Source organism: Type-F symbiont of Plautia stali (assembly GCF_059731105.1).
On record NZ_AP035910.1, the window covers coordinates 250,101 to 261,779 of the forward strand.

The 11,679-nt window shown below is 56.3% G+C and carries 12 protein-coding genes; 7 read left to right on the forward strand and 5 right to left on the reverse strand.

All coding sequences use genetic code 11. The features are described 5' to 3' along the window. Positions 1–60 precede the first annotated feature (60 nt). Together AC6I7A_RS20665 and AC6I7A_RS20670 are read left to right on the forward strand one after the other, a co-directional pair. On the forward strand, positions 61–1,434 hold the full coding sequence (locus tag AC6I7A_RS20665; RefSeq protein ID WP_058958088.1) for an MFS transporter: 1,374 nt from the start codon (positions 61–63) through the stop codon (positions 1,432–1,434). 3 nt (positions 1,435–1,437) lie between these two features. Beyond that, a complete protein-coding gene (locus tag AC6I7A_RS20670; RefSeq protein WP_058958089.1) occupies positions 1,438–1,833 on the forward strand; it encodes a hypothetical protein in 396 nt (131 codons plus the stop codon). Positions 1,834–2,025: 192 nt separating this feature from the next. Here the strand turns inward: AC6I7A_RS20670 and AC6I7A_RS20675 are convergent, their stop codons facing one another. The 3 genes from AC6I7A_RS20675 to AC6I7A_RS20685 all read right to left on the reverse strand — a co-directional run bounded on the left by AC6I7A_RS20675 (position 2,026) and on the right by AC6I7A_RS20685 (position 4,004). Next, positions 2,026–2,334, reverse strand: a complete 309-nt coding sequence (locus AC6I7A_RS20675) for a type II toxin-antitoxin system RelE/ParE family toxin (protein WP_009092988.1) — start codon at positions 2,332–2,334, stop codon at positions 2,026–2,028. Beyond that, positions 2,334–2,594: a type II toxin-antitoxin system ParD family antitoxin gene (locus AC6I7A_RS20680; RefSeq protein WP_009092989.1), complete on the reverse strand. Its 261-nt coding sequence runs from the start codon at positions 2,592–2,594 to the stop codon at positions 2,334–2,336. The genes AC6I7A_RS20675 and AC6I7A_RS20680 overlap by 1 nt, the downstream gene beginning before the upstream one ends. A gap of 201 nt (positions 2,595–2,795) precedes the next feature. After that, the gene (locus AC6I7A_RS20685) at positions 2,796–4,004 is read right to left on the reverse strand and encodes an aldose 1-epimerase family protein (protein WP_058958090.1); all 1,209 of its coding nucleotides are present in this window, start codon (positions 4,002–4,004) and stop codon (positions 2,796–2,798) included. Between the two features lie 366 nt (positions 4,005–4,370). On the opposite strand from AC6I7A_RS20685, the gene AC6I7A_RS20690 reads away from it, so the two are divergent. The 5 genes from AC6I7A_RS20690 to AC6I7A_RS20710 all read left to right on the forward strand — a co-directional run bounded on the left by AC6I7A_RS20690 (position 4,371) and on the right by AC6I7A_RS20710 (position 7,982). Further along, entirely contained in the window at positions 4,371–4,928 is a 558-nt protein-coding gene (locus tag AC6I7A_RS20690) for a peroxiredoxin (protein WP_009092991.1), read from the forward strand. Positions 4,929–4,952: 24 nt separating this feature from the next. Beyond that, positions 4,953–6,194: a protein-disulfide reductase DsbD family protein gene (locus AC6I7A_RS20695; RefSeq protein ID WP_058958091.1), complete on the forward strand. Its 1,242-nt coding sequence runs from the start codon at positions 4,953–4,955 to the stop codon at positions 6,192–6,194. Positions 6,195–6,241: 47 nt separating this feature from the next. Then, the gene (locus tag AC6I7A_RS20700; RefSeq protein ID WP_058958092.1) at positions 6,242–6,796 is read left to right on the forward strand and encodes a sigma-70 family RNA polymerase sigma factor; all 555 of its coding nucleotides are present in this window, start codon (positions 6,242–6,244) and stop codon (positions 6,794–6,796) included. Further along, positions 6,783–7,424, forward strand: a complete 642-nt coding sequence (locus tag AC6I7A_RS20705) for an NrsF family protein (protein ID WP_058958093.1) — start codon at positions 6,783–6,785, stop codon at positions 7,422–7,424. The genes AC6I7A_RS20700 and AC6I7A_RS20705 overlap by 14 nt, the downstream gene beginning before the upstream one ends. 150 nt (positions 7,425–7,574) lie before the next feature. Next, positions 7,575–7,982 (forward strand): GFA family protein, encoded by a 408-nt coding sequence (locus AC6I7A_RS20710; RefSeq protein WP_033736762.1) that lies wholly within the window; start codon positions 7,575–7,577, stop codon positions 7,980–7,982. Between the two features lie 15 nt (positions 7,983–7,997). Here AC6I7A_RS20710 and AC6I7A_RS20715 read toward each other — a convergent pair whose 3' ends face one another. Then, positions 7,998–8,483: a helical membrane plugin domain-containing protein gene (locus AC6I7A_RS20715; RefSeq protein WP_498004885.1), complete on the reverse strand. Its 486-nt coding sequence runs from the start codon at positions 8,481–8,483 to the stop codon at positions 7,998–8,000. After that, positions 8,483–11,455, reverse strand: a complete 2,973-nt coding sequence (fdhF, locus tag AC6I7A_RS20720; protein ID WP_498004886.1) for a formate dehydrogenase subunit alpha — start codon at positions 11,453–11,455, stop codon at positions 8,483–8,485. The genes AC6I7A_RS20715 and fdhF overlap by 1 nt, the downstream gene beginning before the upstream one ends. Positions 11,456–11,679: the final 224 nt, after the last annotated feature.

The window sequence follows — 11,679 nt, forward strand, 5'->3', positions numbered from 1 at the left end:
TTATCCCCATACTGGCTCCCCCTATACTGCGTGCCTTCAGTTCTCTACGCCGGAAAAAATATGAGTTATCGCGGGCGCGTGGCCAGCCTTTATCTGCTGGGTTTTTTCGTCGACTTAGTGAATATGTTTATCGCCAATGTGGCATACCCTGAGATCGGCAGACAGTTTGATGCACCGGTAAGCCAGCTGGCGTGGATAAGTAATGGTTACATCCTGGGTCTGACACTGGTCATCCCGCTGAGTGGCTGGCTGGCCAGACGTATAGGGTCCAGACGCCTGTTTATGCTTTCACTGCTGGTTTTTATGGCTGGCACCTGTGGCACAGGCGCATCAACCTCAATGGCTCAGCTCATCCTGTGGCGTTTCATCCAGGGTCTCGGTGGTGGACTGTTGATCCCTCTGGGTCAGACGATGACTTATCAGCTCTACAGGAGCAGTGAACGCGCAAAGTTATCGTCTGCCGTCATGCTGGTAGCTTTGCTCGCACCTGCACTTTCGCCTCTGTTGGGGGGTGTGCTGGTTGAGAGCCTGAGCTGGCGCTGGGTGTTCCTGATCAGCCTGCCACTCGCGGGTGTGGCGTTTGTCCTGGCGGCATGCTGGCTGAAAGCAGAGAGGGCGCAGGAATCATCTGAAGCTCTGGACCTGGTGGGTTTAATCAGCAGCTGTACCGCGCTCACGCTAATCCTTCTCGGGCTGACCGCGCTGGGTGAAGCTGACCGCTTTGCTCTGGGGGCAGGGATGCTGCTTATGGGTGTGATAACGCTGGCTGGCTACGTGAAGAACGCGCTGGGAAAGCGCCATCCCCTGATTAACCTGCACCTTGTCAGGGAGCCGCTTCTGCAGACCGCCATGCTGATTTATCAGTTCATACCCGGGGTGTTCACCGGGGTCAGTATGCTCACCATGCTCTATCTGCAAAACCAGCTTGCTATGCACGCAGGCTTTGCGGGCGCACTGATGCTGCCATGGTCACTGGCTTCCTTTGCCGCCATCAGTCTGACCGGCAGGCGATTTAACCTCTGGGGACCGCGCCCGCTGTTTATCGCTGGATGTCTGGTGCAGGCTGCAGGCATTGGTATGCTGGCAATGACAGACCAGACAGCAGATGCCGTTGTTTTTGTCATCGCATTCACGTTGATGGGATTGGGTGGCAGCTTGTGTAGCAGCACGGCTCAGAGTTCTGCATTTATTCAAATCACCCATAACGATCTGGCTGATGCCAGTGCCATATGGAATATCAACCGGCAACTCAGTTTTTGCCTGGGTGTCACACTGGTCAGCCTGCTGTTTAACCTGCTGGTGAATACAGGCTTCCCGGTGATGCGCGCTTATCATCTCTGTTTTGTTATAGCAGCATGCAGCGCTGTCGTTCCTGTGCTGTGCTGTTTTCGTATTTCAAATCAAAAGGTTGTCAGTGCACTTAATGAGGAGTGAAAAATGAACCGTTACTGTCAGGAAGTTCTGGATGCCCATACGCTGATCAGCCGCTGGCTCGGCGATGAAGCGGCTCACGATGACGTTTGCGAGAAACTGCTGGGCCGTTTTAGTCCTGCATTCTCCATGGTGACACCGGGCGGCGCCGTGCTGGACTTTGCTGCTCTGAACGCTTTTTTCCGCACGCAGCGCGGGGCAAGACCGGGCCTGAACATTGATATCGGCGATATGCAGGTCATTGCCGAAGGCGAAAAATCTGCCACCGTCGTCTATAAAGAGTGGCAGCAGCTTCCCGGACAAAGCGCCACGCTCCGTTTTTCTACCGTGGTGTTTGAATCAGAGGATGATGGCAATATACGATGGCGCCATCTGCACGAGACAGCGTTGCCGCAGGCATAAAATCAGATGGCTGCTAAATGCGCATAATCTATCTTATGTTAAATAAGGTCTCTCAGACATTCAGGGGGGTCGATGCGACATCAACTCACCTGCTGTTCAGGTTCTTTAGTCACATGGAGGCAGTAGCGTTACCTCCGGAAGAGTTTTTATGATTAATTTCAGCGGTGATGTACTCAGTTAGTCCGGTCAAAATTAGCTTTCTGGCGGCTCCCGCTCAGATAAAAGCGTAATAACATCCCGCGAGCTATGCAGAAATCTTTCTATACGTACTTCGTAATCCATCACCCTGAACACAATAAGATATCGTCCGTAAGCACAACTTCTGATGCTCTGACCCAGTTCCGGTCTTTCCCGGTAGATAGCTGGGGACTCCGCTATCAGCAGACACTGCTGATACAGTTCTTCCATAAAACTTATCGCACGGATCGGGTTATCCTGCGCAATATAGTCACCGATGGCCTCCAGATCCTGTTCTGCCAGAGGCGACAGACCCAGTTTCATTACGCTTTACCACCCTCGGCCTGCCGCCGATATTTCTGCGAAAGGCGACTAAACACCTCTTCCGCGTTTTTACTCTCGCCGCTCTCTATGCCAGCGCTGACTGCTTTTTGCAGAGCATCAAGTTTCATCTGTTGCTCACGTTCTTCAAGCGCTCTGAGTCCCGCACGGATCACTTCACTGGTGTTGTTATATCGCCCGCTTTCTATCTGGTCTCGTATAAATGCTTCAAAATAAGGGCTTAGGGCTACGCTTGTTGGCATGATGACACTCCCTCCGGGTTACTATCAGTTAATAACTATTAGTATTTCAGAGTTATCTTTCCCCATCAACTTTCGGCTTCATGAGTTCCGGCAATTTTGCCGAATAAGTAACTTTGCATCGGCCAACGGTGTGCTCTCGCAATGGCACTGCTGATACATAACGTTAAACCCCGGCAATTTAGCCGGGGTCAGAATCACGCGTTACTCTTTCGCGATCGGCGTCTCGCTCTCGTCAATCTTCGTCTTGCCCTGAATGCTCCTGATGCGTTTCTCAACGTCACTGACCTGCTCGCTGCTGTGCAGCAGGGTGTAAGTCAGATCAAACGCGGTGCTTGCACCCGGCTGCAGCTGCTTCACGCGCTTCTGCTCACGTTCAATCGTCACCGGATAGGCATAACTGGTACCGGGTTCAATGCCGGTGACATAACCCTGTTTCAGGGTGTCGGTATTTTTCCACAGGGTCAGCAGCGGCAGCTGGCGGGTATCAAACTGAATTGAGGCACCGCCTGTCCCGGCTTTATTGATGACTGCGGCAACGGTCTGGTGATTGCTGTCCGACAGCGGCTTGATGTTAAACACCATCTCATCAAAATCTTTGGTCGGACCTTTATAGGTCTGCCACTCTTTTAATCCGGCTTTGGCATAGTCGTTGAACGGACTGATGCCGGACATCGGTGCCAGGAAGCGTGCGCCCTCTTCCAGAATCGGCGTGCCGAAGTTGCTGTGATAGATGATCTGATAGTCGTGCGGATAGTCAGCATGGTTGGTCAGCACATCGTGCAGGCTGAAGCTGTTACTGCCCGGCACATAGCGCAGTTCGGTCAGGGTCTGCAAATCGGCTTTCTTAAAGGTGCTCTCTTTAATCAGACCCCGAATGCGAATCTCATGGGGTGCCGCATCAGCCACTTCAACTTCCAGCTGAGAGACGGGTGTGTTACCGGCTTTGCCGTGCAGCGTATAGATGCGCCCTTCGTCCGTCACCGGATGACCGGTCCATTCATAGCCGCAGCGCACCATCATCTCATTAAAGCCATCCAGCCAGCCCAGGCCATTACGGCTTTCAAGATTGATGTAAGCCGGGTTGACCACCTCTTTCACGGGAGAATCCCAGCCCATACGGGAACCAAAACCTTCCACGCGCAACAGATTCATCCCGCGGGTCGGACTCAGCGTAATGGTCAGGCCATCCTGACTGCGAATCGTCAGGATCTTACTGCCCTCCTGCTTACCGCCATGAAGCACTTTCTGTTCGATGCTGAACGGTTTACCCTGCAACTTCAGCTCACTGCTGGAAATCTGCCAGTTTCCCTGCTCAGTGCCCTGTTCAGCACTCGTCAGCACCCAGGTTTTTGCCGCAGCAGAACCTGAAACCAGCACCGCCAGTACCGTTAACGCCAGTTTAATCTTCATTCATCGCTCCGTTAGCTGAATCGTTTTTTCATAACATAAGTAAAATTTACTGACTGAAGGTTAAAAGAAACGTGACGATGCTCACCCGGCGTGAAATGGCTCTGTTTTAGCGACAGTAATGCGGGCTGAATCACATAAAAAGCGTCCGGAAATGAATAATCACGACGGATTTTGTGAAACTGAACAGGCCTGGCTTTACTCGATTCAGCGAATGACACCCACTGTTCACTTAACCGGCAAATAACAGTGGATTAAAAAAACGATAAAAAAATTTTCAGACGCCGCAACTTTTTCCAGTTTTAAACGAACCTGTTAACAGGGACGTCAGACAACCCCGTCTGATCGTCAATGGAGAGAGTAAAGCCAATGAAAAAGACCCTGAAAACCCTGGCTGTCGCGACGCTGCTGGCACTGAGTGTTCCGGCAACCTCCGCCTTTGCGGCATTACAGGCTGGAGAGAAAGCGCCAGATTTTAAACTGGATGCGGCCCTGGCGGGTAAATCCACCACCTTTTCACTGCAACAGGCCCTGAAAAAAGGCCCGGTTGTGCTCTACTTTTTCCCTGCGGCCTTCAGTGCGGGCTGTACGCTGGAAGCGCATGATTTTGCTGAAGCGACCGACGAGTTCAGTAAACTGGGTGCGACCGTCATTGGCGTGACCGCGGGTAACACCGATCAGATTGCGAAGTTCTCTCAGCTTGAGTGCCGTGACAAATTTACCGTTGCCGCCGATCCGGGTGCGAAAGTTGCCGCAGAGTATAAGAGCACGATGGAGATGAAGGGGCAGAAGGTGTCAGACCGCACCTCTTACGTCATCGCGCCCGATGGAAAAATCCTGCTGAGCTACACCGATAAAAACCCTGACGCGCATATCCAGAAAGCCATGGATGCCGTTAAGAAATATCGTCAGGCCAACCCGGCATAACTTCATCATCTGAGCAGGTAAATCATGCTGACTGCGATTGCAGCCGCCTTTCTGGGCGGCATTATTCTGAACCTCATGCCCTGCGTGTTTCCGGTGATTTCACTGAAAGCGCTGAGCCTGATCCGCCATCATGCCACCCCTTCGCACGCGAGAGCGGAAGGCGTGGCGTTTCTGCTGGGCGTCGTGGTGACCATGGTCGCCCTGACGGCGGTGCTGCTGCTGGCACGGGCAGGCGGTGCATCGGTGGGCTGGGGCTTTCAGCTGCAATCGCCACTGGTCATCGCTGCCCTGATTCTGGTGATGCTGGGGTCGGCGCTGAACCTGCTCGGTCTGTTTGAAGTCGGGCTGTCGATACAGCGGGTTGGCGGCGTGGGAAGCGACCGCAGTGGTCTGGTGGGGTCGGCACTGACCGGCGCGCTGGCTATTATCGTCGCCACGCCCTGTAGCGCACCTTTTATGGCGAGCGCAGTAGGCTATGCGCTGACGCAGCCCCCGCTGGTCAGCCTGGTGATCTTTATCGCGCTGGCGCTGGGCTTCGCTGCCCCCTTCACCCTGATCTCCTTTTTCCCGGTACTGGCGCGGATCCTGCCAAAACCGGGCGCCTGGATGAACACGCTCAAACAGGGCCTGGCCTTCCCGATGCTCGGCGCGGTGGGCTGGTTGATCTGGGTACTGGAACGTCAGGCAGGCTCAGCCGCTCTGGCCGCAATTCTGGCCTGCTGCCTGCTGCTGAGTTTTGCAGCGTGGCTGTATGGCATGGCGCAGAAACGCCGTATGATGGGTCAGCGTCACGGGATGCTGCATGTTGCCACCGCGATTTTCCTCGCGCTGGTCGTGGTGCCTTTGATGAACCTTAACAGTTTTGCCGCCGCGCCTGCCGACACAGATACCGCCTCACAGGCGGCCGCTGCCGTTGCCTGGTCACCGCAAAACGTTGACGCGATCAAAGGCCAGGGCAAGCCCATTTTAGTGAACTTCACGGCCTCCTGGTGTATCACCTGTCAGGTCAACGACCGCACCTCGCTGTCGACGCAGGCGGTAAAAGCCGCGATGGCGCGCACCAGTACGATCTACATGGTGGCGGACTCTACCCAGTACAATCCTGATGTGGAACAGGCACTCAGCGACTTCGGTCGTGGCGGACTTCCGCTCTACGTGGTCTACCCGGCCAACGGGGGGAAACCGGAAGTGCTGCCACAGGTGCTGACGCCGGGTATTGTCATTTCAGCGCTGGATAAGGCGACGGAAAAAGGAAAGAAAACCTGAAACGACTGAACCAACACGCGCCTGGGGCGCTGACCGGCTGATGTCCGATGCCAGAAACTGATCAGCGCGCACAGCAGTGGCCAGCGCTGATGGCACGCGCACAGGCGGGCGACAGAGCGGCCTATAACCAGTTACTGAAAGCGATGGTTCCGGCCATCCGGGCGCTGGTGTCCAAAAAAATCCGCGACGAGGCCCTGGTTGAGGATGTGATTCAGGAGACGCTGCTGGCGATCCACCGGGTGAGGCATACCTACGATCCGCAGCGGCCTATCCTCCCCTGGGTAGCGGCTATCACTGCTGCCCGGACCATTGATGCGCTGCGTCAGCACGGCCGACGTCAGGAAGTCCAGGATGAGGAGGTGCTGCAACGCCAGCCTGCTGCCGGGGCTGACACCGCCGCCGATGCCGATATCCTCTCGGGTTATCTGAACACCCTTCCGCTGCGTCAGCGGGAAATTGTTGAATCCGTACATCTGCGTGAGCAGAGCCTGGCGCAGGCGGCCGCTGAAACGCATCAGTCGCTCTCTGCGGTTAAATCCCTGTTGCATCGCGCAATGGTTAATCTTCGTAAATATGGACGGGGTCATCATGAAAAATCATGACCAGTTAATCAATCAGCTCAGCGCCTCTGCGCAGCCGGTACGACGGGTGTGGCCAACACCCTGGCGGGTGGCGGGCTGGATCGCGCTGGCCCTGCCATGCGGTGCGCTGAGCAGCTGGGCATTTCACACCAGGCAGACAGACTGGTCACAGCCCGGCGCGTTACTGGCGCTTACCGGCCTGGTACTGTCACTTATCATCGCGGGCAACATGCTGGCGGCAGCCTTTACACTGAGCATTGCGGGCAGGAAACCCCTCAGCCTGCGCGGTTCGGCGGTGCTGACGGCGATCTGGCTGGCGCTGAATCTGATCAACATGTCATCGTCGGAACCGCCAGCGGCAGCAGGCCGGTTTGGTGAAGGGATACACTGCTATCTGTTTATGCTCTCTGCCAGTGTGCCGATGATGCTGATCTCTGTGGTTGCCCTGCAGCGCACCCGGTCACTTCATCCGGCGCGCAGTCTGGCCCTGACCGGCTGCAGCAGCGCGTTCACCTCATCTATGCTGCTGTCGCTATGCCATGAAACCCACCTGCATGCCATTGACTTCTCCATGCATCTGGCCGCAGGCCTGACCATAGTGGCTCTGACGGTGCTGGCGGGCCGCCGCTGGGTCAGGCTGGAGAGGTAACCGCGACGGCGTTCACACTCTGCAGCCACTTTACCCCGCGCTGCCCCCCCCCGCTCTCCGTGTTAGCAACAAATCCGGCGCGGAGGCTGCCAAAACTCAGGCTTTGGCGTAGGCTGAAAGCTGGCTGGAATTACGACACGGGAGAAGGCAATGCACGAAGAACTAACGGCTCAATGCCACTGTGGCGCAGTGGCATTCAGGGTGACGCTGAAAGATGGGTTTAACACGGTGCGCCGCTGCAACTGCTCATTTTGCCGCATGCGCGGCGCAGTCGTGGTATTTGCCACTAACGTGGCGTTAACGCAGGGTGACGCGCAGCTCACCGAATATCGCTTTAACAGCAAACAGGTGGGACACTACTTCTGCTCGATCTGCGGCATCTACACCTTCCATCAGAGCCGCTCGCAACCCGATCAGTTCGGCGTGAACGTCGCCTGCCTGGACGGGGTTTCGCCCTTTGATTTCACCGACGTGCCGGTCTCCGATGGCATGAATCACCCCAAAGATGGCGGTGCCGGTGGGATCGCGGGTCATCTGGTTTACACGCCGACCCGCTGAGCCAGCCGGGAAGCACTATTCCCGGCTCGGTTTGCCGCTGAAACGGGTGATGGGCTTCTCCTCTTCCCTGTCGATCTGCTGAGAGAAGACATCCAGCGCCGTCAGGAGAGGTCGCAGGCCGCGCCACAGCTCCTCATCATTGAGCAGACGGATGATGCCGCGAATGCCCGGCGCGGCTTTTTCCTGACGGGCCTCTTCCCGCGCCGGTTTGACGGCCATTGCCGCATCACGGATCGCCTGCAACAGATGATTGAACCGTTCGGGCGGTACGCTGCCCAGCGTCATCATCAGCAGCGAAATGTTCTGAAGGGCATTCTGCGTGCCCGGCTGATTAAGACCCGATACCAGAATCTTACCCACCTCGCTATTCGACTTCACCAGATCGTTCGCCAGGCGCAGAAAACCGTGCTGGTGGAGATTTTCAATCAGCTCATCCATCGCCTCTCTGGCGGTCGGTTCGGTTCGCGCAGGCGTGACCTGAAATTTTATCCGTTCAGCCATTAAAATTTCTCCGGTTTTTCAACATGTTCAGGTGGCTCACGATAGCCGGCCTGCTGCCACTTTTGCTCAATGGGCAGATGATCGAGTGGGGTCCGGCTGCCGTGCCGGAAGTTGTGAAGCGGCATCGGATCGGGCTGCGGCCGGCGGTCAATGCGCTTCATATTGACGGCAATCTCTTTATAGGCGGGTGTGTTGACATCAGGATCGTGATGTTCCCCGGTCAGGGCATTAACGCCATCCTTTCCGTGGTGGATTGGCATAAAGAGAATATGACCGGCCACACGTTCGGTAATGACAACCGGCACATCCACCGAACCGCGCCGCGAGGTGATACGCACCCACTCCCCTTCGGTCAGGCTGCGCGACGCCGCCAGCGCCGGTGAGATCTCCACAAAGGCGTTGGGCGAGAGTGAGAGCATGCGTCCGCCCTGCCCGGTCTGATTCATCGACTGAAAATGCTCCAGCATCCGGCCGTTATTCAGCAGCAGATTATATTCCGCATCCTCCTGCTCGGCGGGAGGCTGCCAGCTCAGCGGATAGAGCCGGGCTTTGCCATCCGGGAAGTTAAACCGCTCGGTATAGAGCCGCGGAGTGCTTTCGCCCGCCGCGCTCACCGGCCAGAGCTGCGACTGCCAGCCGACCAGCTGTTCATAGCTGACGCCCGCAAAGATTTCTGCAATCCCTGCGGCCTCCGCCATGATCGCACCGGGATTCGGATAGTGCCATGGGTGGCCCAGACGGGCTGCGAGTTCGGTAAAGATCTGCCAGTCAGGCCGGCTGTCACCCAGGGGTTTCATCGCCGGAGAGAAGTGCTGGATACGCCGCTCGGTGTTGACATAGGTGCCCTCTTTTTCAACACTCGGGCAGCCAGGCAAAACAACATCGGCAAATTCGGCGGTGTGCGACATAAAGATGTCCTGCACCACCAAAAATTCCAGTTTACTGAAGGCAGCGTGCACCGACGCGGAATCGGCATCGGCAAACGCCGTATCCTCCCCGGTGATGTACATCGCGCGAATCGTGCCGTCTCCGGCCTCTTTCACCATTTTAAAGTTATCGGCCCCCACTTTATCGGAGAGCGCTTCCGGTGCCACGCCCCAGGCACGCGCCCATTTTTCACGCATTGCCGGATCGGTCACTTTCTCATAACCAGGGTAGAGATTACTCAGACAGCCAAAGTCACTGGCGCCCTGCACATTGTTATGGCCGCGCATCGGATAGCCACCGGTGCCGGGCCGGCCATAGTTGCCGGTAACCAGCAGCAGATTCGACAATGCCGTGCTGGTGTCTGCACCGTGGCTGTGCTGCGTGATGCCCATCGCCCATAAAATACAGGCACTGCCCGCCTGGCCGATCATCTCTGCGGCTTCGATCAGCGCCGGTTCGCTCAGGCCACAAATCTCGCTGGCAAAAGCCAGGGTAAAGGGAGCCAGTGAAGCCCGGTACGCCTCCACCTGATTAACCCGCTGCGCCAGAAACGATTCATCGGCATAACCGTGGTCAAACATATATTTCGCCATCGCTGAGGCCCACACCAGATCGGTGCCGGGACGGATGCGCAGATAGCAGTCGGCACGCTCGGCCATTTCATGACGGCGCGGATCGACAACCAGCAGCTTCTGACCGCGATGTTTGTGACTCTGTTTGATGTGAGAGGCGATGACCGGGTGGTTTTCAGAGAGGTTACTGCCCACCAGGACTATCAGTTCCGTCTGCTGCAGGTCTGCAATCGTTCCGGCGTCTCCGCCATAGCCCACCGTACGAAACAGTCCCTCTGTCGCCGGGTTCTGGCAGTAACGGGAGGAGTTATCGACGTTATTAGTGCCGAAGATCAGCCGGGCAATTTTCTGCGTCAGATAGGCTTCTTCGTTGCTGGCTTTACTGGAGCCGATAAAGCCAATCGCATCCCCGCCGTGACGCCGCGCCACGGCCTGCAACCCTTCTGCCACCCGTTGCAGCGCCTCATCCCAGCTGGCGGGCCGGAAACGTCCGTTCTCACGGATCAGCGGGGTGGTCAGTCGTTCAGGACTGTTCACGAAGTCCCAGCCGAATTTGCCTTTCACGCAGGTCGAAATACCGTTGGCGGGGGCCTCTGCCACCGGCTGAATTTTCAGGATGTGGCGATCGCGGGTCCAGATTTCAAAACTGCATCCAACGCCGCAGTAAGTACAGACCGTTTTGGTCCGTTTGATTTCCGACTGCCGCAGTGCCACATCCATTTTTGAAACGCCGGTGATCGGCTCCATGCCAATGCTGCTCTCCAGCGCTTTGACGAAGTCGATAAGCGGGCGCTTCAGCCCTTCATCCATCGCCGTGAACGGCCCCGCATCGGGCTGCATGGTTTTTTCCAGCAGCGCATTGCAGGGGCAGACGGTGACGCAGTGACCACAGCTGACGCAGCTGGAACCGGCGATTTCGGTGCCGCCATCCCACAGCACACGCGGGTGCGCCTGTGTGTAGTCAATAGAGAGCGTCTCGTTAACCTCGACATTCTGGCACGCTTCAACACAGCGGCCGCACAGGATGCACTGGTCAGGGTCGTAGGTGTAAAACGGGTTAGAGTGATCTTTCGCGTAGGGCTTGGGCTGATGAGGATAGTACTGAATCGGAATGTGCATATCGGCCACGGCGTTATGCAGCGTGCAGTCCCCGGTATTGTGTTCGCAGACGGTGCAGTAGAGTTCATGACGATTAAGCAGGCGATCCATCCCCTCCTGCTGCATCGCCTCCAGCACCTGGCCTTCACTCTGCACCGTTAAGCCCTCTTCGGTTCGCAGCGTACAGCCCCGCACCCGCTCACCGTTGGCTTCCACCCAGCAGACATCACAGCTCTGTAAGGGCGACAGCGCCGGATGGTAACAGACATGAGGCAATTTTTTTCCCTGGGCATCCAGAAAATCGATCAGCGGCTGGTCGGCCAGGCCCTGCATCCGTTCACCATTGAAAACAATAGTGCAGTAATTTTCACTCATATAAGCCCCATGACGACATTGCGAATAGCTTTCGGCTGGAAAAATACCCCTGAATTTAGAGGGTTGCCTCACAAGCTTAGTGAGGATTAGCCAGCGCGCCATCAATACCGCTACGCTTATCGGGGTTAATCGCTGACAGTTAAGGCTTTTTTAAATGTAATGACTTTTTACCGCTTTCATTCAGGGGGGTTGATTACGCTGAACTTCCCCTTCGGGCTAAGTGA